Here is a 25,725-nt window from a genome sequence, read left to right on the forward strand (position 1 = left end):
ATGGAGGGCGCGATGTCCTGGACCGATGAACGTGTTGAGCTGCTCAAGAAGATGTGGGGCGAAGGCCAGTCGGCAAGCCAGATTGCAAAGGAACTGGGCGGAGTCACGCGCAACGCAGTGATTGGCAAGGTGCATCGACTTGGGCTTTCGAACCGGGCGGGCGCCGCGGGGACAGCCAAGGCGGAACCCAAGCCCGCGCCCAAGGCCGAAGCAGCCAAGCCGAAGCCCGCAGCGAAAGCCGCCGCACCTGCCAAGCCCTCGAAACCGGAAGTGGTGATGGAGACCAAATCGGCCACACCTCCGCCGTCGCCGCGCAAGCAGATCATTCCGGCAGGTCAGCCGCTGCCTCCGCAGCCGTCAGCCAATGAAATCAGTCCGGAAGCTCTGGCCAAGGTGAACGCGGTCGAGAAGAAGGCAAAGAAGCTGTCGCTGATGGAGTTGACCGAGCGGACGTGCAAATGGCCGGTGGGCGACCCGGCGACCGAGAATTTCTGGTTCTGCGGCCTGCCTGTTCAGCAGGGCAAGCCTTACTGCGAAGCCCATGTCGGTGTCGCGTTCCAGCCGATGAGCGCGCGGCGCGACCGCCGTCGTTAGGATCTTTGGGCTTTGCCATGCATGAGGGGCGGGTTGACCGCTCCTTCCTCTTTGGACATTCCGCGCTACCAGATTTCCGATCTGTTCAGCGCAGGTACGCAGACCGATGGGCCCGCCAGCGGCGTAAGCGGTGCATCGGTCAGGGATTGAGCAATCCAGCCTTGTGGCATCGATAGCGGCAAAGGCGCGGGCACTGTCTCGGTGGTGACCGGCACAAATCCGACACGACCATAAAAGCCTGGATCACCATAGGTGATCGCAATGTCCGCACCTTCGTCCTGCAAAGCTCTGAGCGCGTGGCTCAACAGCCGCTGCCCAATCCCTTTGCCTTGACAGTCGGAGGCCACCGCCATTGGAGACAGTAGAAATGCCTTCCTCTTATCTCGTTCGAAGCGCAATCGCGTGAAGATCGCGCAGGCACGGAGCACGTCGCCGTCCTGGGATGTAAAGACGCGGATATCATCTCTCGGTGTCTTGGACAGCAAATCGTGAGCGAGGTCACCGATCAGCGCGCCTTCTTCTTCGCCTTCCGAGGCGGTGAAGGTGTCTTTGAACAATTGAACGATTTGGTCTGCCTGACCTATCGGGTTCTCCACGAACTGCATTTCGCCGCGCCTACATCCTGCCAGTCGATGCTGGATCGTTACGCATGACTCCCGCATCCGCCGAGCCATAGAGCAGATACCAGAGCCCTGTCTTAGCGCTTAAGACGTTCTCGGAAAATGGGACATGCGCTCACCTGCCCCGAAAACAGGTGACGGCACCGGCATCGGGTTTGGCAAGCATTCGTGCGCATAATGTCTGAGCGCTGGTTGCATTCGGCCCTTCCCCCACGAACAGCAAATCTCTATATGCCGCGCATGTCCCAGAACCCGCCCTCCCTTCGCCCCGATCTTGCGCCCTCTGCGCGCTTTTCCGACACGCCGCGCGCCGGTCAGCCCACCATCGGCATGGTGTCGCTGGGTTGCCCCAAGGCTCTGGTGGACAGCGAACGCATCCTGACCCGGCTGCGCGCCGAAGGTTACGGGATCAGTCCAGATTATTCCGGGGCAGACGCGGTGATCGTGAACACCTGTGGGTTCCTCGATTCCGCCAAGGCGGAAAGCCTGGAGGCCATTGGAGAGGCCCTGACCGAAAATGGCCGCGTGATTGTCACGGGCTGTCTGGGGGCAGAACCGGACTACATCACCGGCGCGCATCCCAAGGTGCTGGCCGTGACCGGCCCGCATCAATACGAACAGGTGCTGGACGCGGTGCATGCCGCCGTGCCGCCCGATCCCGATCCGTTCATCGACCTGCTTCCCGCCTCGGGCGTGAAGCTGACGCCGCGCCATTACAGCTATCTGAAGATTTCCGAGGGCTGCAATCACACCTGCAAGTTCTGCATCATTCCGGACATGCGCGGTCTGCTGACGTCGCGCCCGGCGAAAGCGGTTCTGCGCGAGGCGGAAAAGCTGGTCGACTCGGGTGTGCGGGAATTGCTTGTGATTTCGCAGGACACCTCGGCCTATGGCACGGACTGGAAAGACCGAGACGAGAAATTCCCGATCCTGTCGCTGGCCCGTGATCTTGGCAGCTTGGGCGCGTGGGTGCGGATGCATTACGTCTATCCGTACCCGCATGTGCGCGAGCTTGTGCCGCTGATGGCGGATGGTCTGGTGCTGCCCTACCTCGACATCCCGTTCCAGCACGCGCATCCCGACACGCTGAAACGCATGGCCCGCCCTGCCGCTGCCGCCCGGACACTGGACGAAATCGCGGCCTGGCGCGACATCTGCCCCGACATCACGCTGCGCTCGACCTTCATCGTCGGCTATCCCGGCGAGACCGAAGACGAGTTCCAGACCCTGCTGGACTGGATGGACGAGGCGCAGCTGGATCGCGTCGGGTGCTTTCAATACGAAAACGTCGCCGGCGCCCGGTCGAACGCGCTGCCGGATCATGTCCCGGACGAGGTCAAGCAGGAGCGCTGGGACCGGTTCATGGAAAAGGCGCAGGCCATTTCCGAGGCCAAGCTGGCGGCCAAGGTCGGGCGGCGCATGGATGTCATCATCGACGATATCGACGAAGACGGCATTGCCACCTGCCGCACCAAGGCCGACGCGCCCGAGATTGACGGCAACCTTTTCATCGACGATGGCACCGAGGGTCTGTCGGTGGGAGAGATCGTCACGGTCGAGGTGGACGAGGCAGGCGAATACGACCTTTGGGGGCAGCGCATTTCCTAAAAGACGTGCGTTGCCGGCCGGTCGTTGTAAAGTGACGTCATGAGACCGGACAATCACAGCTTCAGCCACCTCGTGTCGCGAACGGGCAAAGCGGTGGCAGATGGCGCGGACGACTACGCCTATCGTTGGACACATGTGCAGGGTGATGTGGATTACGCGGCGCAGGAATTGGCCCAGCTCTCGCTCGATCCGGTTGTGGTGGCGGCTCTGTCAGCCACGGAGACCCGACCACGCTGCACGCCGCATGGGGACGGCGCAGTTGTAATCCTGCGCGGTGTAAACCTGATCGAAGGGGCCGACCCGGAGGACATGATCTCGCTTCGGGTCTGGATCGAGCAATCCCGCATCATCAGCGTTGGTATCCGCCCACTGGGTGCACTGGATGACGTCGTAAGTGCGGTGGCAAGCGACCGTGCACCGGTGACGACGGGCGCCATGCTTGCCAGCATTGCCCTGCGTCTGGTGGACCGGGCAGAGCCGGTGATCGCTGATCTGAATGAAGAACTCGATCAGGTCGAGGATGCTCTCAAAGACAGCGACATCGCCCACACCCGCGCCGCCGTCTCCGAAACCCGTCGGATGGCAATCGCGTTGCGGCGGCATCTCTTCCCACAGCGGGATGCGCTGACAACGCTGGAGGTTGAAGGGTTCGACTGGATTCCCACGCTGGCTTCGGCACATCTGCGCGAGGCAGTGGATCGGTTGACGCGGCTGTGCGAGGAACTGGACATGATCCGGGAGCGATGCCAAGTCGTGCAGGACCATCTGCTGGACGTACGGTCCGAGGCGATGAACCAACAGATGCTGGTGCTGACCGTGGTGGCCGCGTTCTTTCTGCCACTGAGTTTTCTGACCGGTCTTTTGGGAATCAATGTTGGCGGTGTGCCGCTGGCACAAAGTCCCCATGGGTTCTGGATCATCTGCGGCGTCATCGCGATCATCGGCGTGTTGGAATACCTGCTGTTCCGGAAGTTCAAGCTTTTCTGATCCGCCACTGATGTACCTGTTACGACCGCGTTGGGGGCGCTGCCCCCGTCCGCCTGCGGCGGACTCCCCCGAGGTATTTAGAAAACAGAGAAGGCCCGAGGCCGTTCCCTTGTCGTCGGGGCGGAGAGACATAGCTCAGCATTATGGCAGAAACGTCCGAAACCCGCGTTCTTTTCAACGATCAGTGCCCCGTCTGTTCGTTCGAGATCAACCACTACGCCGCCTACGCGCACCGCGAGGGGCTTCCGATCCGCTTTGACGATCTGAACGGGCCGGATCGGGCAGCGTGGGGGATCGACGAGGACAGCGCGGCGAGGCGGCTATACGTGTTGCGTGATGGTAAACTCACCAGTGGCGTACCGGCGTTTCTTGTACTGTGGCGCGAGATGCCGCGCTATCGTTGGCTGGCACGGATCGTCGGGCTGCCGGGCATCCGGCAGATGGCCTCGGCGATCTATGACCACGCTCTGGCCCCGATGATCTATCGCTGGCATCTGCGGCGCAAAGCGCGCCAGATCAGCCAATCAGGATGACCACCCACGCCACCCCGGCAGCAATCGAGGCCACGGCCACCCCCGCGCTGCCCGCGTCCTTGGCGCGTTTGGCAAGCGGGTGCTGTTCGGTCGAGATGTAGTCGATGGCGTCTTCGATGGCGGTGTTCAGAAGCTCGACGGCAAGCACCAGGATGCCCAGCGCAAGAATCAGCGCGCGTTCCGCCGGGGTCAGCGGCAGGACCAGCGCCAGTGCGGCGGAGACGAGATTTGCCCAGACCCAGCTGCGGAAGCTGTGTTCGGATCGCCAGGTTGCCAACCATCCGGCCCAGGACCAGATGCAGCGCAGTTTCAGTCTGTGGAAGAACTCCATCCGGCGGCCTCCTGTGAGTGATCGAGGTAGTGGCGCACGCAATCCTGAACATGGCGGAAACGATCTCCGCCAAGGTGCTTGCCACCGTACCAGCGGGTGACGACGATGACGTGATCGGTCAGCCCTTCGCGTTCCAGCATTTGCAGGATGATCTGCCCCGCACCGCCTTCGCCATCATCGTTCTTCAGCGGGGTGCCATCAGAAGAAACGACGGCCCAGCTGTTGTGCGTGGCCTTGGCGTATTTCTTGCTGCGCTTGAGCTCTTTAAGGAAAGCCTGTGCCGCCTCCCGGCTGGCGGCTGGCCCGCCACTCACCGCGTATTTGGAGCCGCGGTCGGAGATGACGCCTTCAAACTGTTTCATCTTCCAGATGCAGTTTCATGTCGACCAGTACCTGCTGCAGCGCAAGTGTTTCGCGCAGGAGGCGTCGGGCTTCGTTGGCGCTGATCACACCGTCTTCGATGGACTGGTGGTATTCCGACATCAACATCGCGAACCGCTGGCTGAGTGCGACCACATCTGAGTTCACGCCACCCTTCCCGGCCGTGTTGTCCCGGCGTTCGTCAAAAGACAGCGTGATACCATTCAGTTCGGCAAGGGCAGAGGTCACATGCGGATAGCTTGATACCTGTTCAAGCGCCGCAACCGCATCGACCGGAATGAACCGGTCGGCATGTTCATCGTGGTCCGCGTAGTACCGTCCGAGGGTCGCCTTGGACTTCCTTGTAAGTTCGCAGGCTTTTTCGATGCCAACGTCTTTGACCAGCAGTTCGGTGTGTTTTTTCAGATACGGACCAAATGTCGGCATTTCGAACCCCCTACGCGTTCCCGGAGGAGTGGGAACTCAACAGCTTCTTTCCCCTGACTTTGATCGTAATGCAATGGCACAGCAGAACCAGACCCGAATTAGTCGGGCACCAAGGCACATGGGGCACGGTTTCGACTCAAGGTAGAACGGCCCGATCTGGGATGCGTGCAGGTGTTGTCAGCACGGAATGCGACGCAGGCCGTGCCAGGTATTGCCACTCGCGGAAACGATGGCCGCACGCATCCCGCTTTTCCCGCTCTTGCGCGCCGGGGCGGGTTGCGGCACATGGCGAGGCATGGCGAAGCTCTATTTCAACTACTCCACCATGAACGCAGGCAAATCGACCCTGCTGCTTCAGGCTGCGCACAACTACGAAGAGCGCGGGATGTCGGTTTATCGCATGACGGCGGCTTTCGACGACCGCGCCGGTCAGGGCAAGATCGGGTCGCGCATCGGCTTTGCGCGCGAGGCGGACACGTTTTCGCCTTCAGATGATCTGTTTGCCCGGATCAAGGATGTTCTGGCCGAGACGGAGCTGGCCTGTATTTTCATCGACGAGGCGCAATTCCTGACACCGGATCAGGTGTGGCAACTGGCGCGGGTTGCGGATGATCTGGGTGTGCCTGTGATGGCCTATGGGTTGCGGGTGGATTTTCAGGGCCAACTGTTTCCCGGGTCCGCAACGCTTCTGGCGCTGGCAGATTCGCTGCGCGAGGTGCGCACGATCTGCCATTGCGGTCGCAAGGCGACGATGGTGGTGCGCAAGGACGATCAGGGTCGGGTTATGACCGAAGGCGCGCAGGTGCAGATCGGCGGCAACGAAACCTATGTCAGCCTCTGTCGCAAGCATTGGCGGCAGGAAACCGGTTCGCTCTGATCCGAAAAAGTTCCCTAACACATCAAAAATATATCGTGGAACATCCTGCCATGAGCCTCGGTTGTGATCGCAGAAGCAACACAGCCCAGGAGGTTAGCATGACCAAGTTCTTCGCAAGCGCACTTGCACTGACCGTCGCAACATCCGGCGCATGGGCCGGCAGCCATTCGGCCGGCGAAATGACGACAGAGCGTTCCACGGCGACTCCGATGATGGAGACCAGTGTGGCGACCAACATGTCGCTCGACGATCCGGCAAACCTGATCCGCACTCGCGACATCACGGGTGGCGACGTCTACACCACCAATGCCGCCAATGACGAAGGTTGGTCGATGGACACCGTCTATTCCGAAATTGGCGCAGACTGGAACGATATCGGTGAAATCGAAGACATCATCCTGAACAAGGACGGCCAGATGATCGGTATCGTCGCCGAGGTCGGTGGGTTCCTCGACATCGCTGACAAGCACGTGATGATCCCGATCTCCGATGTGAACCTCGTTGCTGTTGACGACCGCACCTATGCGTTCGTGACCAAGCACAGCGAAGAGGCACTCGAGCAGATGGAATCTGTCGATGAAGGCTTCTGGAACTGACGTCTCCGGCTTTGATCAAGACGGAAAGAGGGCCGATCGGCCCTCTTTTTTGTGCTCAGGCGCGCTCGACCAGGACAGAGCCGACGGAGTATCCAGCGCCGAAGGAACAGATCACCCCTCGGTCCCCCGGTTGCATGTCACCGGAGTATTTCGAAAAGGCGATGATCGATCCCGCCGAGGACGTGTTGGCATAGTCCTGCAGGATGTTCGGCTGTTCACCCGGCTCGGGTGTGCGACCCAGAACCTTTTTTCCGATGAAATCGTTCATCGTCTTGTTCGCCTGATGCAGCCACAGCCGTTTCAGGCAGTCGGCCTGCCAGCCTTCGTCCTCGAGATGGCCGAGGATATGCGCCGACACCATCGGCAGCACTTCCTTGAACACCTTACGCCCGTTCTGCATGAACTGCATGTCCCGCCGGTCTTCCATCTGGTCGCGGGTGCGGCGCAGGAAACCGTTGTTGTTGCGGATATTGTTGGAAAACTCGGTCGCGCAGCGCGTGCCGTGGATGGTGAAATGCGCCCCCCTGGCATTGGCGTCGGGTTCGATGACCACAGCGGTGGCCACGTCGCCGAAGATGAAGTGGCAGTCCCGATCGCGCCATTCGAGATGGGCGGAACAGATCTCGGGGTTCACCACGATGGCGCATTTGACCGAGCCCGAGCGCACCATATCCGCCGCCGCCTGAATGCCGAAGGTGGCCGAGGAACAGGCCACGTTCATGTCAAAGGCAAAACCGCCGGCGCCGATCAGGCTTTGAATCTCTACCGCAATCGCCGGATATGCGCGTTCGTGGTTCGACGCGGCGCAGATCACCAGATCGACCTCGGATGCCGCGCGCCCGGCCTGCGCCAGCGCCTTGGTGATCGCATCGACCGCCATTTCCGCCATGATCGACGGTTCGTCGTCGGAACGCGCCCGCAGATGCGGAAACATGCGACCGGGGTCCAGAACACCGGTCTTGTCCATCACGTAGCGCTGTTCGATCCCCGAGGCGGAAACGATGAAATCGGCACTGGAATGGGGTACCGCTTCGATCTCGCCCGCAGCAATCGCGTCGGCGTTTTCGGCATTGATCCGATCGGCATAGGCGTTGAAAGCCACCACGAGTTCATCATTGGTGATGGTGTTCTCAGGGGTGAACACACCGCTTCCGGTGATGGCGGGCTGGATCATGGCTCGGGTCCTTTTTGCGTGCAGGGACCAGACTGCACGCGCGCGTCGGGGTCAAGTGCGACGCTGCGCAACTGCAAAGCCTTCAGGTCGGATCACGTTTTCACCTGCGCCGCGAAGCCTAAACTGCATTGGGGAGCGCCTGCCCCTTGGCAAAGGCAATCGCATTGTCGACCGCCATCAGCCCCATCGCAGTCCGCACCTCAAGCGCGGCCGTGCCCAGATGCGGCAGGAGCGTGACGTTTTCCATATCGATCAACGCCTGCGGCACCTTCGGCTCGAACTCGTAGACATCGAGCCCTGCTCCGGCGATCCGGCCTTCGGAGAGAGCCGCGATCAGATCAGCCTCGTTCACAACGTCCCCGCGCGCGATATTCACCAGATGGGCGTGCGGCTGCATGGCGGTCAGGACCGCAGCGTCAATCAGGTGGTGAGTCTCTGCCCCGCCAGGCACGGCGACCACCATCACATCTACCTGAGCCGCGAGATCGGTCAGGTTGGGCACCTGTTCGGCAGGGAACTGCATCTCTCTCGGGGATCGGTTGTAATACTTCACCGCCATGCCAAAACCGAAATGCGCGCGTCGCGCGATGGCCTGGCCGATGCGCCCCATCCCGACCACACCCAAGGTCTTGCCGGACATGTGCAGGCCCAAGAGCTGTGTGGGATGCCAGCCTTCCCACCGCCCTGCCCGCACCAAGCGTTCGCCCTCACCGGCGCGGCGGCAGGTCATGAGCATCAGGGTCAAAGCGATGTCAGCGGTGGCGTCAGTCACCGCTCCGGGGGTGTTGGTCACCTCAATCCCCGCCGCGCGCGCGGCGGCGGCATCGATATGGTTGTACCCCACCCCGAAATTCGCCAGCAGCTTGGTCCGTTTCTCCGGCACCGCATCAAAAATGTCCGCACGATAGGCGTCACCCAAGGTGGGGAGCACCACGTCATACGCCGACAGGCTCTGGATCAGTTCTTCGCGGCTCAGCGGCGCGGTGTTGTCGCGCACGGTGACATCAAAGACCTCTCGGGCCTTGTTCAGAACCGGATCAGGAAGTTTGCGGGTGATCAGCAGAGTCAGCACAGGCGCGCTCCGTTTGGTGTGTCTTTGTCGGGTACGGCCAGGACGATGGCCTCACCTGCATCATAGAAGCCAAGCACAAGCGCTTCGGACATGAACGGCCCGATCTGGCGTGGAGGGAAATTGACGACGCCCATGACCTTTTTGCCGACCAGCGTTTCCGGGTCGTAGTGCACCGTGATCTGTGCCGAGGATTTCTTGACGCCGATCTCGTCGCCGTAATCGACCCAAAGCTTGATCGCAGGTTTGCGGGCCTCTGGGAACGGTTCAGCCTGAATGACGGTGCCAACCCGGATATCGACCTTCATGAAATCGTCGAACGTGATCTGATCAGCCATTGGCCAGTTCCCTGGACCGCTTCGTTGCCGCATCGATGGTCTGCGCGATGAGTGGCGGCAAGCCGGTCTCTTCATCCATCAGCACGTTCAACCCCGCCTGCGTGGTGCCATTGGGGCTTGTGACGTTAACCCGCAGCTGGCTTGGGGTTTCATTGGCCTGCATCGCCAGCGCGCCAGAGCCTGCGACGGTGGCTTTGGCCAGCGTCATCGCCAGTTCGGGGGCCAGACCTTGCGCCTCCCCGGCGCGGGCGAGACACTCGATCATGTGGAACACATAGGCCGGGCCAGATCCGCTGAGACCAGTGACCGCATCCATCTGATCTTCGGCCTCAAGACGCACCGTCTGGCCGATAGCGGACAGTAATGTCTCGGCCTGCTGCATCTGCGTCTCAGAGACCTGCGCATTGCCGATGATCGCGGTTATCCCCTGCTTTACGGCGGCGGGCGTGTTGGGGATGGACCGGATCACCGGGGTCTTGTCCCCCAGCATCTCTTCGAAGGTGGCGATGGTGATACCCGCCGCGACCGACAGGAACAGCGTGTCGCCATTGCCCAATGGTGCCAGCGTGGGCAGCGCATCGCGCATGATCTGCGGTTTGACGGCAACCAGCACAATCGCCGGGCTTTCCGGCAAACCGGCATTCAGATGTACGCCTTGCGCCTGCACCCAGTCGGACGGGTTGGGATCGTTGACCCAAACCGAGCTGGCAGGCAATCCCCCGGCCAGCCAACCTTCGAGCATGGCTGATCCCATCTTGCCACAACCCAAGAGAACCAGACCGCGCTTGGCGATATCGGAATTCTGCATGATGCCCCCCACGTTTTGCGTTGGGGGCCAGTGTTACGCGCGGCCGTAGGCCTCTGCAATGGCGACCTCAAGTGCATCTTTCGGATCGCGGTTGCCCCAGACAACCAGCTGGAAGGCAGGGTAATAGCGCTCCGCACTCATCACCGCGCAATTGATCATCGTGTCGATCTGCTCGGCGCTGGCGACATTGCCACCAGCCAGAACCAGACCGTAGCGATAGACCATCAGCTTGGCCTCTTCCCAATAGGTGAAAGCCCCGGCCCAGCACTGGTCGTTCACGAGGTTCAGTCCGGCATGGAGCGCGGGCATCCGGTCAGCCGGCGGGTCCATGTCGAAGGTGCAGATCAAGCGCAGGGTTTCGTCGTAGGGCGACCACGCCAGAGTGATCGAATAGGTCCGCCACTGGCCTTCGACCGCCATCGCGATCTGATCTTCCGCAATACGGTCGAAATCCCAGTCGTGATGCTCGGCGATGTGTTCAACGATATCGATCGGGTGGATGTCGTCTTCAAGATACTGCTCGGACAGGGCCATGATGCCGCCTCCTGTTGCCTGTGCGGAAAGGCGGGCTGTGCCCTACCTCTCGGTGCCTGCTCTAGGGGCTGCGTTGGATCGCCGTCCCCCTACAACATATGCTGCATGGGCCGAGCCGCTGCGTAAAGCGATATTTCGGGGATAAGCCCAATAAGTTGTGGAGAAGTCCAGCAGATGTGGTGGACGCGAATAGTGCCACAAATTGTGGATAAAACCACGCAAAAAGTGGTCGCCTTGTGCGCACACCTGCGAAACCGCGATCAGGACGCATCACAATCGCAAAATTGCTTTGGCGCGCGTCCGGCCAGAGACTGTCTAAAATTTGAGCAGGATTCCCAAAGCGGAAAACGTCACCGTGCGTCTCAGGTTCAGCTTCGTGGCGAGCGCTTCTCGCAATCGTCGATCAATGGGGCGGGGATGGCGTATCTATCTGCGAAAAGCAAAAAGGACGATGCGTTTACGCATCGTCCTTTTTGATGATTCAACTTTGGCGCAATCCAATCAGTCGTATTCAGCGGACCTGTGGATTACTTCTTGGCCGCTTCCAGTGCGTCCAAGCGGGCTTTAAGCGTTTCGTTTTCTTCGCGCGCTTTCATGGCCATTGCACGGACTGCATCAAACTCTTCCCGTGTGACAAAATCACGGTCGGCCAGCCAGCGATCGATCATTGATTTCATCGCCGTTTCCGCCTCGTCCTTGGCACCCTGCGCCACGCCCATGGCGTTGGTCATCAGCTGCGACAGATCTTCGAATACCTTGTTGCGCGTTTGCATATGTGTCTCCGGCGTTTGCTTGTTCTCTATATGGGCTTCCGACCAGCACGGCACAAGGTTGACTTCGCCGCAGAGCAATGACCATCTGCGCGCATGTCGACCGGCCTGCCTTTCCCGAATGTCTCGCCCGAGCTGTTTTCGATCTCGATTTTCGGGATGGAATTTGCGCTGCGTTGGTACGCGCTGGCCTATATCGCAGGCATTCTGATCGGGTGGCGCATTGCGGTTGCGGCCGTCAAGCGCGCGCCACTGTGGGCGGATGACTCCCCGCCCATGCGTCCTGAACAGGTCGAGGAACTGCTGACTTGGGTCATCCTCGGGATCATTCTTGGCGGTCGCCTTGGCTTTGTTCTGTTTTATCAGCCGGGCTATTACCTCGCCAATCCGAGCCAGATACTTGCCATCTGGCAAGGCGGGATGTCGTTTCACGGAGGACTTGTCGGCGTCATCGCAGCAGCTCTGGTCTTCTGCCTCAGAGCAAGGATTCCTCTGCGCCCTGCAGCGGACATGATGGCGCTGGCGACACCTCCGGGGCTGTTTCTGGGTCGCATCGCGAATTTCATAAATGCAGAGCTTTGGGGGCGACCGACGGACTTGCCATGGGGCGTTCAGTTTCCTGGCGAAGCGGCGCAAGCCTGTGGGCAGGCGCTTGGCGAAGTGTGCGCAAGACACCCATCGCAGGTGTACGAGGCGCTGCTGGAAGGCCTGTTGCTAGGTTCGGTTCTGCTCTGGCTGGCGTTTCACCGGGGAGCGCTCCGTATTCCCGGGCGCATCGTCGGCCTTTTCATCGGCGGTTACGGCGTGGCGCGGTTTTTGGTGGAATTCGTGCGACAGCCGGATGCGCAGTTCGTGTCCGAGGGCAATCCACTTGGCCTTGCGTGGCATGTGGCCGGATACGGATTTACCATGGGCCAGATGCTGTCGCTGCCAATGATCCTGGTCGGCTTTTACCTCTGGATGACGGCAAAACGCACATGACCGCGCTTGCAGAGATACTACGACAGCAGATCAAGGCGACCGGGCCAATGACTTTGGCGCAGTATATGTCGGCCTGTCTGCTCCATCCCGAGCATGGCTACTACACGACACAGGATGCGTTGGGTGTAGATGGCGATTTCACCACCGCTCCGGAAATTTCCCAAATGTTCGGCGAGGTGATCGGCCTTTGCGTTGCACAGGCCTGGTTGGATCAGGGCGCGCCGGAACGGTTTGCCCTGATCGAGCTGGGGCCCGGTCGCGGTACTCTGATCGCGGATATCATGCGAGCCACCGTGAAGGTGCCTGGATTTCATTCTGCAGCGCAGGTGCATCTTTTGGAAGCCTCTGACCGGATGCGCGGTCTGCAGGCGAAGGCGCTGCCCGCGCATCGACCCGAGTGGCACGACACCGCTGAGACGTTGCCTGAGGACCAACCTGTATTCGTCATCGCGAACGAGTTCTTCGACGCACTTCCAATCCGACAATTCCAACGCGATCCGAAAGGCTGGCGCGAGGTCATGGTGGGCGTGGCCGACGATGGTTCTTTGCAACGGGGTTTGAGTGCCCCCGCGCCCATCGACGCGCTCGAACGTCGGCTGAGCGATACAGAGCCGGGCTCTCTGGTGGAGACCTGTGCGCACGGAACCGCCGTGATCGATGCGATTGCGCGAAGAATTGTCCGGCACGGTGGCATGGCGCTCATCCTCGACTACGGCGGCTGGCACTCGGACGGTGACACCTTCCAGGCGGTGAGGGCGCATCGTCCGGTCGACCCATTTGAAGAACCGGGGCGTGCGGACCTGACCGCGCATGTGGATTTCGAAGCGCTGGCCCGAGCGGCACTGCTTGCCGGCTGCGCGGCAAGCCAGATGACAAACCAAGGTGTTTTTCTCGAGCGGCTCGGAATAACACCCCGCGCGCAGACCCTTGCGAAAGCTCTGGATGGCGCTGAGCTCGATGCACATGTCGCCGCACATCGGCGGTTGACCCACCCCGATGAAATGGGTTCCCTGTTCAAGGTGCTGGGCCTCTATCCCGGCAGCGAGTCGCCTCCGCCCGGACTGGATCCATGACGCTCGAAATCATCACGTCAGACAGCCTCGGTGCCCTGCGCCATGGTTTTTTCACCCGTCGCGGCGGCGCCTCCTCTGGTGTCTTTTCCGGACTCAACTGCGGAACCGGGTCATCTGACCAATCCGAGATCGTCGCGATCAACCGAGCCCGCGTGGCTGACGCTATGCAGGTACCGGGAGAACACCTCGTTACCGTCCATCAGACCCACTCCGCTCACGTGCAGACGGTCGATGGCCCAGTGGGCGATCCGAAGCCGAAGGCGGATGCCATGGTTTCGAGCACACCCGGCGTCGGGCTGGGGATTCTTACTGCAGATTGCCAACCCGTCCTTTTTGCTGACCACACGGCACAGGTGATCGGCGCGGCACATGCGGGCTGGCGCGGTGCGCTGGACGGAATTCTGGAAGCGACGGTCGATGCGATGGTGGCTCTGGGAGCGGAGCGCGACAATATCGTGGCTGTTATCGGCCCGAGCATCAGTCAGCGCGCCTATGAGGTGGGTCCGGAGTTTCTTGACGCCTTTCTTGCCGAAGATCCGCAATATGCGCGCTTCTTCGTCAACGGATCGAATGACAAGTTCCATTTCGATCTTCCGGCCTTTGGCCTGCACAGACTGCGCAGCGCGGGTGTGACTGCGGAATGGACTCGGCACTGCACGTATTCGGATGCTGAACGGTTCTATTCCTATCGCCGCGCAACCCATGCACGGGAGGCGGATTACGGACGATTGATATCGGTCATCCGACTGTAAAGGTCAGACGACGGGCATTGGCGCGATGCCCTAATCAATCACAGGAATATACCGGTATTGTCCACGTTAGGTCACAAACGCGCCTCATTGCGACAGTTAATTGCTCTCAACGAAACGAACGAATACCCATCGGAGCAGTCCAATGTCGCGCACCTCGAAATTCATCGCCTCTGTCGTCGCAACCTCGAACGAGGACATGCCGGCGCTTCCATTCCAGCGCGGCGCGGCGCGCAAGGCAATGTTCGCACGTATCAAAGCCGAGACAGCGCATCAACCTGTGCGCAAGCGGGCCTGACCCTCAAATCCGGAAAGCTCGGCCACAATTGACGCGAATTGTGGCGGACTTGTTTGCGCCTCTCACACAATCCATCAGTTTTTCCCCGATTGGCCGCGCTTTCGCGGCCAATTTTCGTTGTTTTTTGACGAATCAAACATGACTGAGCCATCTTTCTTTTACGAAATCGCACCGTCATTCTGGTGTTGTTGGTGGGGGCCAACGCGGATGTGACCTCAACGTTGAAGGGATCACATGGCTCACTCCTCGACCGATCGCATGACGACGACGGATTTCGATGCCTATGCGGTTTCCAATGATCAAGTTGCCACGTTCGACGGGCAGCCTCGTAGCGACGTTCCTCTCACGCGCACAATCGAGGCTGCCGCCATTCTCTCTGACCAATCGATCTTCGAGTCCTCGTTCACCGTTCCCGCTACGCCGACCTTCGAAGCCTGCGCTTCAGCTTTTGCGCGTGGCACCCTGATTTCAACCGTGATGGGCCCCATTGCCGTTGAAGACCTGATCCCTGGAGATCTGGTCGAAACGCACCGTGGGCCGCAACCCGTTGTCTGGAAAGGCAGCACCAGTTACCTACCGGATTTTGGTGGCGACACCACGTCATTGACCCATCTGCTGCGCCTGCCCGGGTACGGAATAGATCAAAGCGATCTTCTTCTTGGTCCTGCCGCACGTCTTGTGGTCCGTCAGGACCGGTTCAGCGACCTTCTGAACTGTGACGCTGTTCTGGCCCCGGCGTCGGATTATGTCGATGGCGACCGGATTTTGCGTGTGACTCCGCCCGGCTCGGTGCAGTTGTATCACTTCGCACTGCAGCGGCACGGCATCATCAGAGCAAACGGACACGAGCTTGAAAGCTATCATCCGGGCCGGATCACTGGCCCCGAAATCGGCGCATCGGTGAAGAACGTGTTGAAATCCATGTTCCGGCATCTGAACGATCTGGATGCATTCGGCGATCTGGCATTCCCGCGGACAACACGCGATGTCATCGAGACCTTGCGGGTCGCCTGATCAGTCAGCGTCCCCGAGACGCGCCTCAAGCACATCAAAAGGCACACCAGGTTCGTCCTTTGCGCCGCGAATGACCAGCGAGGTCTTGACGCTGCCCACGTTTGGCGAGGTCAGCAGATCACCGGTCAGAAAGCTCTGGAACGTGCTGAGATCAGGTGCCACGCATTTCAGGATGAAATCCACTTCTCCGTTGAGCATGTGACACTCGCGTACGAGCGGCCAGCTGCGACAACGATCCTCGAACGCGCGGAGGTCCGCTTCGGCCTGACTCTGCAACCCAACCATCGCGAAGACCTGGACTTCGAAACCCAATTCGCGCGGATCGACCTCTGCATGATAACCGCGGATGAAACCCTGTTCCTCCAGCGTCCGGACGCGACGCAGGCACGGCGGAGCCGAAATTCCGACACGGCGCGCAAGCTCGACGTTGGTCATGCGACCGTCGGCTTGAAGCTCTGCCAAAATCTTGCGATCTATTGGATCCAACCGATGTGACGGCATCCTGAAGCACCCCTGCTTTTTCGGCATTATTATAGCATAGCTTCACTCCACGCAATATTGTTTCAACATTGCGCAACAATCTTTCCGCAACTTTCTGTCACTGGATTTTTCCCGCGACCGCAGCGCATTGATTTGCGAAGATGCCGATGGGCGCATATATCCGGGGTTCACAAAAACCGTTCTCTGCGACGCGAGGCTGCCATGTCCGAAACACGCCACACCAAAGTTCTGATCATCGGGTCCGGCCCGGCCGGGTATACCGCCGGTGTTTACGCCAGTCGCGCCATGCTGGAACCGATCCTTGTTCAGGGCATGGAGCCAGGCGGTCAGCTGACCACCACGACCGAAGTCGAGAACTGGCCCGGTGATACCGAAGTTCAGGGGCCGGACCTGATGGTGCGCATGGAAGCGCATGCACGCGCCATGGGAACAGAGATCATCGGCGACCTCATCACATCGCTCGACCTGTCGAAACGACCGTTTACTGCGCAGTCTGACAGCGGCACCGTCTATACCGCTGATGCGCTCATCCTTGCGACGGGTGCGCGGGCGAAGTGGCTGGGCCTACCGTCGGAAGAAGCTTTCAAGGGGTTCGGCGTGTCGGCCTGCGCCACCTGCGATGGGTTCTTTTACCGCGGGCAGGAAATCGTCGTGATCGGCGGTGGTAACACCGCGGTGGAAGAAGCGCTGTTCCTGACCAATTTCGCGTCCAAGGTCACCCTGATCCACCGCCGCGATGAATTGCGCGCGGAAAAGATTCTTCAGGATCGGTTGTTCAAGAACCCCAAAATCGAAACTCTGTGGCACCATCAACTGGACGAAGTGATTGGCACGGACATGCCGAAAGGTGTCGAAGCTGTGCGGGTCAAGCATGTTGAAACAGGCGAGATCACAGAGATCCCCTGCAAGGGCGTGTTCATCGCAATCGGTCATGCTCCAGCGAACGAACTGGTCAAGGATGTGCTCGAAACCCATATGGGGGGCTATGTCGTGACAAAGCCCGACAGCACTGAAACCTCGATCCCCGGCGTGTTTGCGGCAGGAGACCTGACCGATCACAAGTACCGCCAGGCGGTCACCTCGGCGGGTATGGGCTGTATGGCGGCACTTGAAGCGGAACGGTTCCTCGCGGAACATGGCGACGATGCGGGCAAGGACGTCTCGGAGCCATTGGGCTACGGCGCCGAGGCACCTGCGGCGGAGTAGGAAATCAAACGGGTCGGACCATTAGGCCCGACCCGTATTCCAAGACTTTGACGCTTTTTCAGTAAAGCATTTTCAGAACTGGCGTAAATTCCGCACATTTTCCCGAATTAGGGCGCTGCGCGACCTTGTCACTGGACTTCTGTCCCGATGCGGGCGTAACCAGCGCGCAAATTTGATCCGAGAGCAGACGAATGTATCCCCAAAACCTTGCCCCGATCCCAGAACTTTATGTGTCATATGACAGCGCGCAGAAGCTCAAGGTGGAAGCAGCAGACCTTGTCAGCCATGATCTGACGCCGCGCCAGATCTGCGACCTCGAACTCCTGATGAATGGCGGTTTCAACCCGCTAAAAGGGTTCCTGAGCGAAGAAGACTACGACAGCGTTGTCGAGAACATGCGGCTTACGGACGGCACGCTTTGGCCGATGCCGATCACTCTGGATGTCTCTGAGTCTTTTGCCGACAGCTTGGAGATCGGGCAGGATATTGCGCTGCGCGATCAGGAGGGCGTGATCCTGGGCACCATGACAGTGACCGACCGCTGGGTGCCGAACAAAGCGCGCGAGGCGGAAAAGGTGTTCGGGGCGGATGACGATGCGCATCCTGCAGTGAACTACCTGCACAACAAAGCGGGCAAAGTCTATCTGGGTGGTCCGGTGACGGGCATCCAGCAGCCTGTGCACTACGATTTCCGCGCCCGTCGCGACACGCCGAACGAACTGCGCGCCTATTTCCGCAAGCTGGGCTGGCGCAAGGTGGTGGCGTTCCAGACACGCAATCCGCTGCACCGCGCGCACCAGGAACTGACCTTCCGAGCCGCCAAAGAAGCGCAAGCAAACCTCTTGATCCATCCCGTGGTGGGCATGACCAAGCCCGGCGACGTGGATCACTTCACTCGCGTGCGCTGCTACGAGGCGGTGCTGGACAAGTATCCGCAATCGACCACGACAATGTCTTTGCTCAACCTTGCCATGCGTATGGCCGGTCCGCGCGAGGCCGTCTGGCATGGGCTGATCCGCAAGAACCACGGTTGCACGCATTTCATCGTCGGCCGCGACCACGCCGGCCCAGGCAAGAACTCCAAGGGTGAGGACTTCTACGGTCCGTACGATGCACAGGACCTGTTCCGCGAACACGAGGCGGAAATCGGCATCGAGATGGTCGATTTCAAACATATGGTCTACGTGCAGGAGCGCGCCCAGTACGAGCCGATGGACGAGATCGCCGATAAGGACGATGTAACCATCCTCAATATCTCGGGCACCGAATTGCGTCGCCGCCTTTCAGAAGGTCTCGACATCCCGGAATGGTTCTCGTTCCCCGAGGTTGTCGCGGAACTGCGCAAAACAAAACCGCCGCGGTCGCAACAGGGCTTTACCGTGTTCTTCACCGGCCTCTCGGGTTCGGGGAAATCGACCATCGCCAACGCGCTTATGGTCAAACTGATGGAAATGGGCGGTCGACCGGTGACGCTGCTTGATGGTGACATCGTGCGGAAGAACCTGTCGTCGGAGCTGGGCTTCAGCAAGGAACACCGCGACCTGAACATCCGTCGTATCGGCTATGTTGCGTCCGAGATCACCAAGAATGGTGGTATCGCGATCTGCGCGCCGATCGCGCCTTACGCAACCACCCGCCGTGCCGTCCGCGAAGAGATCGAACAATTCGGCGCATTCATCGAAGTGCACGTCGCGACGAGCATCGAAGAGTGCGAACGCCGCGACCGCAAGGGACTCTACAAGCTGGCACGCGAAGGCAAGATCAAGGAATTCACCGGGATTTCCGACCCGTATGATGTACCGGAGAACCCGGAATTGCGGGTCGAGACCGAGAATGTTGAGGTCGACAACTGCGCACATCAGGTCATTCTGAAGCTGGAAAGCCTTGGACTGATCGCAGGGCAGTAAGCACTCCAGCAAAGGTTTGGTTTTGTTTTGAAACGCGGCACTTCCACAAGTGCCGCGTTTTTGCGTAACTGGATCCGGAAAACACTGCAGACGGTTCCTTGATGTGCTGACACTCGCGCTCACCACTATCCCGCCGCGCTTCAAACGTCTTGGCCGGGTTTTGGAAAGCTTGCTTGCTCAAACAATACCGGTGCGCGTTGTGCTGTCCGTGCCGCATCGATATCGCAGATTTGTCGGGGAGGTCTCGGCACTTGACCTTCCGAAAGGCGTGACACTGAACCTGATCGCACGGGATTTCGGGCCTGCGAGTAAACTGCTTGGTGTGCTTGATGCCCCCGGCACCGATGAAGTGCTCTATTGTGACGACGATTGCGTCTACGCGCCAGAGTGGGCCGAAACGCTGATGAATGCGCGCGATAGCGAAAGCGAGGCAGTTGCGGTTTCCACCTTTCCGGTGTCCCGGATCAAGCGCCACGCGAAAGCCCCTTACGACATGATCGCGCAGGGATTTGCCGGGGTTCTGGTGCATCGCGACATGTTCGATCACCGCGTGTTCGAAGTACCCGAAGCGGGATATGCCGCCGATGACATCTGGCTGTCGGGTCATTTGGCGCTGCGCAATATCCCAATCCGAAAGGTGCCCCAAGCCCGTCTTCTTTGCACTCCGCTGCCAGAGGACGGACCGAGCCTGCAAACGGATGTGGTTCACGGGCTGTCACGTGCCGAAGCCAATCAAGCCTGCGCCGATGCACTGACGGACCTGTTTGGCTTATGGCCGCCGATCCAGAGCAGCGGCCCTTGAAACAAAAGGGAACCCGTGGCCCAATGAAGCCATCGAGTGGAGATTGTGTCGTGTCCCAATTCCGAGTGTTTCTTTTGGCGCTTTTCTTCGCGTTGCCGGGCGTCGCGTTTGCAGAACGTGTCTGCGATGAAAAATTCGGGCAGGTCTGCATTGAAACGGTGCAATCAGGCGGCGAAATCACATTTCTTGCCGAAAACCGTCATGCCCGTCTTCCTGTGACCCTGAATATCGAGGTCAGCACGACCAATCTTCGTCGCGTGAAAGGCGGGGCAGGACCTTTCGTCCTGCAGGGAAAGACAAAGGTCGAGTTGTTCACATTGGCGCAGCATCGTAACGCCGCATGGTCCTACCGCTATGATTTCACCTGGAGCCGCGGTGATATCACTGCCCGGCATGACGACAGTGTCGCCTACCAGCTGCCCTTTGCGCCGGGTGCCGCTTTCAATGTCGGACAAAGCTGCAACGGTGCTTTCTCTCATCGAGGCGCGGTGCGGTATGCCGTGGATATCGACATGCCCATCGGCACACCGATCCACGCGGCAAGGGCGGGAACGGTTGTCGAGGTGAAGGAGGATTCCCGGCGCGGCGGTGCCGGATCGAAATACCGTGACGATGGCAACCACATCATCATTCAGCACTCGGACCGAACGCTGGGACAGTATTTCCATCTGAAGCAGGGTGGCGCTGCGGTGCGCATCGGGCAAACAGTGCGTGCCGGAACCCTGATCGGGTATTCGGGCAATACGGGGCAATCGACCGGGCCACATCTGCATTTTGATGTTGTGAAAGGCTCCAGAGGCGTGGAGAGCGAGACCCTGCCTTTCCGTTTCGCCACATCCGGCGGCGCGATGCGCTGCCCCCCGAAAGGGACAGTGCTCAGATAATACAGCGCGTCAGTGGACGGTTACCGGCGCAAAGTCGTTCTGACGTGCCAGCATGAACGCCAGCTTGCGATCTTTCACGAGTGCAAGACGCTCCCCATCCGCGCGGTGTACGGCATAGATCGTTTTCTGATCCCCCAACTCATCACGCACCTCATCGGGCAAATCCGCGACGGCGACGGGACGAACATAAACGATATTGGACTTTTCAGCGTCTTTGAAATCGAACGGTGTGTTCATGGTTATCCCTTCCTGATCTGGATTGTCTGCACAACGGTCTCGGGTCGTGACAGCGTCAAGTCGACATGCAGCAGCCCATTTTCCATGATCGCCTCGCCGACCTCGACCCCATCAGCCAGCACAAAGCTCCGCTGAAACTGGCGTGCGGCGATCCCGCGGTGCAGAAACACCCTTTCGGCGCTGTCGTCGTGCTGACGGCCTCGGATCACAAGCTGTCTGTCCTCAACGGTTATGCTGAGGTCCTGTTCCCGAAAACCGGCAACAGCGAGCGTGATCCGGTAGGACCCGTCAGAAGTCTGTTCGATATTGAAGGGAGGGTACCCATCGTTGCCGGATTTTGCGGTGCGTTCCAGCAGACGTTCCAGTTGCTCGAACCCGAGCAGATGGGGATAGGAACCCAAGGTCAGTTTCGTCATCGACACGTCCTTTGCATAAGCGACTGTGTTGCCACGGCCCCGTTTTGGCGACCGGTTTGCATGAAATATGGGGGTGCATCGGGCCGGACGCAAGGGCTTTGCGGAATCGCTTATTGCGGTTATCTTCAAAGCCCATGCCACTTTTTGGGGACGGCACAGTTCAATGAATGCACCCACTGACCTGTCGATGAAGACGGACGATGTTCTGAAAGTCGAACTCGAGGTGTTCCGCCGTGAACATCGCGACCTCGACGAGGCCATCCGTGCACTTCAGGAAACGGGAACAGCGGACCAGCTGACGCTCCAACGCCTCAAGAAGAAAAAGCTGATGCTCAAAGACAAGATCGCCCTGATCGAAGACCGCTTGTTGCCGGATATCATCGCCTGAGGACGGACCTGAGTTGCCCCTTGGTCCGATCTGGCTATAGTGCGCGCTCCGAACACCTGAAGGGGCCATTTTGCCATGTCAGAAAAGATCAAAGTAGGCATCATCATGGGCAGTCAGTCAGACTGGCCGACGATGAAGGAAGCCGCTGACATGCTCGATGCGCTCAAGGTGCCTTACGAAGCGAAAATCGTGTCCGCGCACCGGACACCGGACCGTCTCTGGGACTATGGCAAAACGGCAGTGGCTCGGGGTTTGCAGGTGATTATTGCCGGGGCCGGAGGTGCTGCGCATCTGCCCGGCATGATGGCATCGAAAACCCGTGTTCCGGTGATTGGTGTTCCGGTGCAGACCCGTGCTCTGTCCGGGGTGGACAGTCTTTACTCCATCCTGCAGATGCCGCGAGGATTTCCCGTGGCTACGATGGCCATCGGGAGTGCTGGGGCCGCAAATGCCGGATTGATGGCAGCTGGCATATTGGCGTTGCAGGACCCTGATCTGGCAGCGCGGCTTGATCAGTGGCGCACCGATCTGTCGGCATCGATCCCCGATGCGCCCTCTGATGACGGATAGGGCAAAGCTATGACGCATGCGCTTCCTATTGGGTCGACGATCGGCATCATCGGCGGTGGTCAGCTGGGCCGAATGCTTTCGGTTGCAGCCAGCCGGTTGGGATTTCGCAGCCACATCTATGAACCGGGAGCCAACCCACCCGCCGGGCACGTGGCTGATCAGGTAACGACCGCCACCTACGAAGACGAAAGCGCATTGCGCGCCTTCGGCAAATCTGTCGACGTCATCACCTACGAGTTCGAAAACATCCCCACCGCGGCGCTGGACCTGCTTCAGGATCTCGCTCCGATCCATCCGGGGCGCGAAGCACTGCGCATCAGTCAGGATCGACTGACCGAAAAATCCTTTCTTCAGGAACTCGGGCTTCAAACCGCACCGTTCGCCGATATCACCGATGCAGCAAGCCTTTATGCCGCGCTCCAGCGGATTGGGACACCTTCAATCCTGAAGACCCGCAGGTTTGGGTATGATGGCAAGGGTCAGGCGCGGATCATGTCGCCCGATGATGCTGCTCAGGCACTGGCCGATATGCAGGGCGCTCCTGCAATTCTCGAGGGGTTCGTCGATTTCTCTCACGAGGTTTCCGTGATCGCCGCCCGCAGCCCTGACGGTGCCGTTGCCGCGTTCGATCCGGGCGAGAATGTCCACAGCGAAGGCATTCTGCGCACGACGACTGTCCCGGCCCGCCTCACAGCAGGCCAGCGTACCGACGCGGTGCTTCTGGCGGCCAAAATCGCAAACGCACTCAACTATGTCGGTGTGCTTGGAGTAGAGCTTTTTGTCACCGATGCCGGCCTGATCGTGAACGAAATCGCGCCGCGCGTACACAACTCCGGTCACTGGACGCAGAATGGCTGCGCGGTGGATCAGTTCGAACAGCACATACGCGCAATAACCGGTTGGCCTTTGGGCGATGGTCGGCGTTACGCGGATATCGTCATGGAAAACCTTATTGGTGACGATATGGATCGCGTACCCGACCTTGCCCGAACACCGGACTGTGCGGTGCACCTATATGGCAAGGCAGAAACCGAGCCGGGTCGGAAAATGGGTCATGTGAACCACATCAAGCGGTCCTGATCTTCAACAGGTTAGATATTTTCAAGAAGGAGCGCAGCGCTCATCTGCTCAGAAATCGCTGAGCAATGGGGCCGGACATGTGCGCGACCTGCCCCGCAGACAGCGTGGTTACCACGCGCCGGGATTGGGGATCCAGCACGATAAGATCAGCGCGTTTTCCCGGTGCAAGCTCGCCTCGATCCTGCAATCCCAAAAGCTGTGCGGGCCCCGCTGAAACAAGTCGCCATGCGGTTGCCAGATCGCAGATCCCCAGTTCCTCCAATCGGAAGGCCGCGCGCAGCGGCGAAGGGTAGTGGTAGTCCGAGGCGAGCGCGTCGCACAGACCTTCGTTGACAAGCTCTGCCGCTGCGATGTTCCCCGCGTGGCTCGCGCCTCTCACGATATTGGGCGCACCAAGAACGATATGCGCCCCGTCGGCACGCGCAGCTCGGGCCGCCTCGAGCGTTTCGGGAAACTCACTCACCGTTGCACCGCGTGCAGCCCATACTGCGCGATCCTGCGACGTGTGGTCGTCATGGCTGCCCAAAACCATCCCGCGGCGGCAAAGCCTGTCTGCAAGTCGATCCAGTGCTGCGGGCACCTCTGATGACCTGGCGTGCAGGTCTTGCATAAGCGCGAGATGCGCCTCCGGACTGCGTCCGCTCTTTAGCGCCTGCCCCGTCAACCGTGGCGGTTTTCGCCCCTCCGCCAACCTCTGATGCGGCAAGTGATCATTGAAGACTACATAGGTGATCCCGAACCGTTCAATGGCGTGTTCGGCACGGGTGAATTCGTCGATCAGATGCGTTTCGAGGCGTAGCTGAAGCCGCAAATCAATCGGGACGGTGGGTCGCACGCGTGTCACGCTTTCGAAGACATGATCGGCAAACTCCGGGCCGCGCATGCCGCCCTCCCAGGAAAAGAACTGCGCCAGTACCGCTGTGGTGATGCCGTTCGCGGCAAGCTCTGCGGCTGTGGCAACCACCCCAAATTCGGCCTCACGGAGCGCTCCGCGCCGAGGCGCCATGTGGCGCTCGAACCCGTCGCCATGCGGGTCCACTATTCCCGGAAGCACAATGTATCCGCTCAGATCGATCTCCCGTCCTGTCGGCGCGACCTGGACAAGTCCGCCTGCAATCGGAAGCGGGTCCGTGCTCCAGCCAGCAGTCGTCAAGACCTCAGCACCAACAAGGGTGCAATCAATGGTCATCGAGCGGCTCCGGGCAGATGCCAAAAATGCAGATCAACTCCTCGGAATTGATGGTTTCCGTCCAATCAAGCTCGGGGTCGAATTGCCCGGTTCGCAGGAACAGATCCACCTGCGCGATTACGGACGGGGCTTGCATGATGAACGTATGGGTGACCGGCATCGACAAGTGAGCGCGCATACCCGCCACTTTGGTGGACTCAACCGACACCTTGCCGTCGTCCTCTCCCGGTATCAGCGTGGAGAAGAATGGATTAAGCGATCGCGTCCCTGCAATTACTCCCAGGTCAAAGTTCACCGGAGGCAGCGACTTCGGCAGATCGTTGGGCGAGGTTCCGAGTTGCATTCCCGCAGGACCGTTCACCCATTCAAACAGTTCCAGCCCGCCCAGCTCATCGACCAGCTCGCTACCCTGATTGGGCGGTGCCAGCATCACAACGCGACCGAGGTTCTCTGGCCGGTTATCTTTCAGCCACACCCGCAACAGAATCCCTCCCATCGAGTGCGTGACGAAGTGCACGCGGTCGTCACCACAACTGCGCACCGCGTCCGGCAGGGTTTCTTCGACCAGTGTCTGAACCTGCGCGGTTGTCGATGGGTAGCCCGGATTCTGAACCACGTAGCCTTTGGCCTCGAGAACGTTTTGCATCAACACGAAAGATGTCTCGGTTCGTGCCAACCCATGCAGAAGTATAACGCAGTCTGCACGCGCAGGGGCGGCAGACAAAGACGGGACAAGGGCGAGCATCGCCAGGATGGCAAAACGAAGCATGGACTTCAGATACGC

At 59.8% G+C, this 25,725-nt stretch carries 34 protein-coding genes; 19 read left to right on the forward strand and 15 right to left on the reverse strand.

The features are described 5' to 3' along the window. The first annotated feature begins 12 nt into the window (after nucleotides 1-12). A complete protein-coding gene (locus tag MGEO_RS00515) occupies nucleotides 13-594 on the forward strand; it encodes a GcrA family cell cycle regulator (RefSeq protein WP_085635221.1) in 582 nt (193 codons plus the stop codon). 65 nt (nucleotides 595-659) lie between these two features. Here MGEO_RS00515 and MGEO_RS00520 read toward each other — a convergent pair whose 3' ends face one another. Then, nucleotides 660-1,199 (reverse strand): GNAT family N-acetyltransferase, encoded by a 540-nt coding sequence (locus MGEO_RS00520; protein ID WP_085634741.1) that lies wholly within the window; start codon nucleotides 1,197-1,199, stop codon nucleotides 660-662. 246 nt (nucleotides 1,200-1,445) lie between these two features. Here MGEO_RS00520 and rimO point away from each other — a divergent pair, with 246 nt between their 5' ends. The 3 genes from rimO (at nucleotide 1,446) to MGEO_RS00535 (ending at nucleotide 4,342) form a co-directional block, all read left to right on the forward strand. After that, nucleotides 1,446-2,822 (forward strand): 30S ribosomal protein S12 methylthiotransferase RimO, encoded by a 1,377-nt coding sequence (gene rimO, locus MGEO_RS00525; protein WP_085634742.1) that lies wholly within the window; start codon nucleotides 1,446-1,448, stop codon nucleotides 2,820-2,822. 39 nt (nucleotides 2,823-2,861) lie between these two features. Further along, nucleotides 2,862-3,809, forward strand: coding sequence for a zinc transporter ZntB (locus tag MGEO_RS00530; RefSeq protein WP_085634743.1), 948 nt, complete (start codon nucleotides 2,862-2,864; stop codon nucleotides 3,807-3,809). 143 nt (nucleotides 3,810-3,952) lie between these two features. Further along, on the forward strand, nucleotides 3,953-4,342 hold the full coding sequence (locus tag MGEO_RS00535) for a thiol-disulfide oxidoreductase DCC family protein (RefSeq protein WP_085634744.1): 390 nt from the start codon (nucleotides 3,953-3,955) through the stop codon (nucleotides 4,340-4,342). Here the strand turns inward: MGEO_RS00535 and MGEO_RS00540 are convergent. Genes MGEO_RS00540 through MGEO_RS00550 form a run of 3 tightly spaced genes read right to left on the reverse strand, consistent with a single transcriptional unit; the run spans nucleotide 4,326 to nucleotide 5,480 of the window. Next, nucleotides 4,326-4,673 (reverse strand): diacylglycerol kinase, encoded by a 348-nt coding sequence (locus MGEO_RS00540; RefSeq protein ID WP_085634745.1) that lies wholly within the window; start codon nucleotides 4,671-4,673, stop codon nucleotides 4,326-4,328. The two genes, MGEO_RS00535 and MGEO_RS00540, sit on opposite strands and share 17 nt — an antisense overlap. After that, nucleotides 4,652-5,035: a YigZ family protein gene (locus MGEO_RS00545; protein ID WP_085634746.1), complete on the reverse strand. Its 384-nt coding sequence runs from the start codon at nucleotides 5,033-5,035 to the stop codon at nucleotides 4,652-4,654. The genes MGEO_RS00540 and MGEO_RS00545 overlap by 22 nt, the downstream gene beginning before the upstream one ends. Continuing rightward, nucleotides 5,022-5,480 carry a phage regulatory CII family protein gene (locus tag MGEO_RS00550; protein ID WP_085634747.1) on the reverse strand — a complete coding sequence of 153 codons (459 nt, stop codon included), beginning with the start codon at nucleotides 5,478-5,480 and terminating at the stop codon, nucleotides 5,022-5,024. Before MGEO_RS00550 ends, MGEO_RS00545 begins: the two co-directional genes overlap by 14 nt. 295 nt (nucleotides 5,481-5,775) lie before the next feature. Here MGEO_RS00550 and MGEO_RS00555 point away from each other — a divergent pair, with 295 nt between their 5' ends. Both MGEO_RS00555 and MGEO_RS00560 read left to right on the forward strand, forming a co-directional pair. After that, nucleotides 5,776-6,357: a thymidine kinase gene (locus MGEO_RS00555; RefSeq protein ID WP_085635222.1), complete on the forward strand. Its 582-nt coding sequence runs from the start codon at nucleotides 5,776-5,778 to the stop codon at nucleotides 6,355-6,357. A gap of 98 nt (nucleotides 6,358-6,455) precedes the next feature. After that, nucleotides 6,456-6,953, forward strand: a complete 498-nt coding sequence (locus MGEO_RS00560) for a PRC-barrel domain-containing protein (RefSeq protein ID WP_085634748.1) — start codon at nucleotides 6,456-6,458, stop codon at nucleotides 6,951-6,953. A gap of 55 nt (nucleotides 6,954-7,008) precedes the next feature. Here MGEO_RS00560 and MGEO_RS00565 read toward each other — a convergent pair whose 3' ends face one another. The 5 genes from MGEO_RS00565 to MGEO_RS00585 all read right to left on the reverse strand — a co-directional run bounded on the left by MGEO_RS00565 (nucleotide 7,009) and on the right by MGEO_RS00585 (nucleotide 10,876). Further along, nucleotides 7,009-8,127 (reverse strand): beta-ketoacyl-ACP synthase III, encoded by a 1,119-nt coding sequence (locus MGEO_RS00565; protein ID WP_085634749.1) that lies wholly within the window; start codon nucleotides 8,125-8,127, stop codon nucleotides 7,009-7,011. 118 nt (nucleotides 8,128-8,245) lie between these two features. Further along, nucleotides 8,246-9,196: a 2-hydroxyacid dehydrogenase gene (locus MGEO_RS00570; RefSeq protein WP_085635223.1), complete on the reverse strand. Its 951-nt coding sequence runs from the start codon at nucleotides 9,194-9,196 to the stop codon at nucleotides 8,246-8,248. Further along, on the reverse strand, nucleotides 9,193-9,534 hold the full coding sequence (locus MGEO_RS00575) for a tRNA-binding protein (RefSeq protein ID WP_085634750.1): 342 nt from the start codon (nucleotides 9,532-9,534) through the stop codon (nucleotides 9,193-9,195). The genes MGEO_RS00570 and MGEO_RS00575 overlap by 4 nt, the downstream gene beginning before the upstream one ends. Then, entirely contained in the window at nucleotides 9,527-10,342 is an 816-nt protein-coding gene (proC, locus tag MGEO_RS00580) for a pyrroline-5-carboxylate reductase (protein ID WP_085634751.1), read from the reverse strand. Before proC ends, MGEO_RS00575 begins: the two co-directional genes overlap by 8 nt. Nucleotides 10,343-10,375: 33 nt before the next feature. Further along, nucleotides 10,376-10,876, reverse strand: a complete 501-nt coding sequence (locus MGEO_RS00585) for a type III secretion system chaperone family protein (protein ID WP_085634752.1) — start codon at nucleotides 10,874-10,876, stop codon at nucleotides 10,376-10,378. 174 nt (nucleotides 10,877-11,050) lie between these two features. On the opposite strand from MGEO_RS00585, the gene MGEO_RS21070 reads away from it, so the two are divergent. Then, on the forward strand, nucleotides 11,051-11,353 hold the full coding sequence (locus tag MGEO_RS21070; protein ID WP_146132404.1) for a hypothetical protein: 303 nt from the start codon (nucleotides 11,051-11,053) through the stop codon (nucleotides 11,351-11,353). Nucleotides 11,354-11,403: 50 nt separating this feature from the next. Here the strand turns inward: MGEO_RS21070 and MGEO_RS00590 are convergent, their stop codons facing one another. Next, nucleotides 11,404-11,649, reverse strand: coding sequence for an accessory factor UbiK family protein (locus MGEO_RS00590; RefSeq protein ID WP_085634753.1), 246 nt, complete (start codon nucleotides 11,647-11,649; stop codon nucleotides 11,404-11,406). Between the two features lie 93 nt (nucleotides 11,650-11,742). On the opposite strand from MGEO_RS00590, the gene lgt reads away from it, so the two are divergent. The 5 genes from lgt (at nucleotide 11,743) to MGEO_RS00610 (ending at nucleotide 15,761) form a co-directional block, all read left to right on the forward strand. After that, nucleotides 11,743-12,627 carry a prolipoprotein diacylglyceryl transferase gene (gene lgt, locus MGEO_RS00595; protein ID WP_085634754.1) on the forward strand — a complete coding sequence of 295 codons (885 nt, stop codon included), beginning with the start codon at nucleotides 11,743-11,745 and terminating at the stop codon, nucleotides 12,625-12,627. Continuing rightward, nucleotides 12,624-13,700, forward strand: coding sequence for a class I SAM-dependent methyltransferase (locus MGEO_RS00600; RefSeq protein WP_085634755.1), 1,077 nt, complete (start codon nucleotides 12,624-12,626; stop codon nucleotides 13,698-13,700). The genes lgt and MGEO_RS00600 overlap by 4 nt, the downstream gene beginning before the upstream one ends. Further along, nucleotides 13,697-14,452 (forward strand): peptidoglycan editing factor PgeF, encoded by a 756-nt coding sequence (pgeF, locus tag MGEO_RS00605; protein ID WP_085634756.1) that lies wholly within the window; start codon nucleotides 13,697-13,699, stop codon nucleotides 14,450-14,452. The genes MGEO_RS00600 and pgeF overlap by 4 nt, the downstream gene beginning before the upstream one ends. A 142-nt stretch (nucleotides 14,453-14,594) precedes the next feature. Next, nucleotides 14,595-14,747, forward strand: a complete 153-nt coding sequence (locus MGEO_RS21310) for a hypothetical protein (RefSeq protein ID WP_158090950.1) — start codon at nucleotides 14,595-14,597, stop codon at nucleotides 14,745-14,747. A 258-nt stretch (nucleotides 14,748-15,005) separates the two neighbouring features. Continuing rightward, nucleotides 15,006-15,761, forward strand: coding sequence for a Hint domain-containing protein (locus MGEO_RS00610; protein ID WP_158090951.1), 756 nt, complete (start codon nucleotides 15,006-15,008; stop codon nucleotides 15,759-15,761). On the opposite strand, the gene MGEO_RS00615 is transcribed toward MGEO_RS00610, so the two are convergent. Then, nucleotides 15,762-16,262, reverse strand: a complete 501-nt coding sequence (locus MGEO_RS00615) for an Lrp/AsnC family transcriptional regulator (RefSeq protein WP_085634758.1) — start codon at nucleotides 16,260-16,262, stop codon at nucleotides 15,762-15,764. It lies immediately after the preceding gene. Between the two features lie 201 nt (nucleotides 16,263-16,463). Between MGEO_RS00615 and trxB the strand changes: the two genes are divergently transcribed. The 4 genes from trxB (at nucleotide 16,464) to MGEO_RS00635 (ending at nucleotide 21,061) form a co-directional block, all read left to right on the forward strand. Next, nucleotides 16,464-17,468 carry a thioredoxin-disulfide reductase gene (gene trxB / locus MGEO_RS00620; RefSeq protein WP_085634759.1) on the forward strand — a complete coding sequence of 335 codons (1,005 nt, stop codon included), beginning with the start codon at nucleotides 16,464-16,466 and terminating at the stop codon, nucleotides 17,466-17,468. A gap of 191 nt (nucleotides 17,469-17,659) precedes the next feature. After that, nucleotides 17,660-19,375: a bifunctional sulfate adenylyltransferase/adenylylsulfate kinase gene (locus tag MGEO_RS00625; RefSeq protein ID WP_085634760.1), complete on the forward strand. Its 1,716-nt coding sequence runs from the start codon at nucleotides 17,660-17,662 to the stop codon at nucleotides 19,373-19,375. Between the two features lie 208 nt (nucleotides 19,376-19,583). Further along, nucleotides 19,584-20,177: a glycosyltransferase family A protein gene (locus MGEO_RS00630; RefSeq protein ID WP_170102888.1), complete on the forward strand. Its 594-nt coding sequence runs from the start codon at nucleotides 19,584-19,586 to the stop codon at nucleotides 20,175-20,177. 50 nt (nucleotides 20,178-20,227) lie between these two features. Beyond that, nucleotides 20,228-21,061, forward strand: a complete 834-nt coding sequence (locus tag MGEO_RS00635; protein ID WP_158090952.1) for a M23 family metallopeptidase — start codon at nucleotides 20,228-20,230, stop codon at nucleotides 21,059-21,061. A gap of 9 nt (nucleotides 21,062-21,070) precedes the next feature. Here MGEO_RS00635 and MGEO_RS00640 read toward each other — a convergent pair whose 3' ends face one another. Together MGEO_RS00640 and MGEO_RS00645 are read right to left on the reverse strand one after the other, a co-directional pair. After that, on the reverse strand, nucleotides 21,071-21,298 hold the full coding sequence (locus MGEO_RS00640; RefSeq protein WP_085634763.1) for a DUF1150 family protein: 228 nt from the start codon (nucleotides 21,296-21,298) through the stop codon (nucleotides 21,071-21,073). A gap of 2 nt (nucleotides 21,299-21,300) precedes the next feature. Further along, a complete protein-coding gene (locus tag MGEO_RS00645; RefSeq protein WP_085634764.1) occupies nucleotides 21,301-21,714 on the reverse strand; it encodes an Hsp20 family protein in 414 nt (137 codons plus the stop codon). 163 nt (nucleotides 21,715-21,877) lie between these two features. On the opposite strand from MGEO_RS00645, the gene MGEO_RS00650 reads away from it, so the two are divergent. The 3 genes from MGEO_RS00650 to MGEO_RS00660 all read left to right on the forward strand — a co-directional run bounded on the left by MGEO_RS00650 (nucleotide 21,878) and on the right by MGEO_RS00660 (nucleotide 23,752). Next, the gene (locus tag MGEO_RS00650) at nucleotides 21,878-22,102 is read left to right on the forward strand and encodes a YdcH family protein (RefSeq protein ID WP_085635224.1); all 225 of its coding nucleotides are present in this window, start codon (nucleotides 21,878-21,880) and stop codon (nucleotides 22,100-22,102) included. Nucleotides 22,103-22,177: 75 nt separating this feature from the next. Continuing rightward, nucleotides 22,178-22,672: a 5-(carboxyamino)imidazole ribonucleotide mutase gene (gene purE / locus MGEO_RS00655; protein WP_085634765.1), complete on the forward strand. Its 495-nt coding sequence runs from the start codon at nucleotides 22,178-22,180 to the stop codon at nucleotides 22,670-22,672. Between the two features lie 9 nt (nucleotides 22,673-22,681). Then, on the forward strand, nucleotides 22,682-23,752 hold the full coding sequence (locus tag MGEO_RS00660) for a 5-(carboxyamino)imidazole ribonucleotide synthase (RefSeq protein ID WP_085634766.1): 1,071 nt from the start codon (nucleotides 22,682-22,684) through the stop codon (nucleotides 23,750-23,752). A gap of 40 nt (nucleotides 23,753-23,792) precedes the next feature. Here MGEO_RS00660 and MGEO_RS00665 read toward each other — a convergent pair whose 3' ends face one another. Then, entirely contained in the window at nucleotides 23,793-24,941 is a 1,149-nt protein-coding gene (locus MGEO_RS00665; RefSeq protein WP_085634767.1) for an alpha-D-ribose 1-methylphosphonate 5-triphosphate diphosphatase, read from the reverse strand. Next, complete coding sequence (locus MGEO_RS00670; RefSeq protein ID WP_143746206.1) at nucleotides 24,931-25,710, reverse strand: esterase/lipase family protein; 780 nt, start codon at nucleotides 25,708-25,710, stop codon at nucleotides 24,931-24,933. The genes MGEO_RS00665 and MGEO_RS00670 overlap by 11 nt, the downstream gene beginning before the upstream one ends. Nucleotides 25,711-25,725: the final 15 nt, after the last annotated feature.

Origin of the sequence: Marivita geojedonensis (assembly GCF_002115805.1) — a bacterium.
In the GTDB taxonomy this organism is placed as follows: Bacteria; Pseudomonadota; Alphaproteobacteria; order Rhodobacterales; family Rhodobacteraceae; genus Marivita; species Marivita geojedonensis.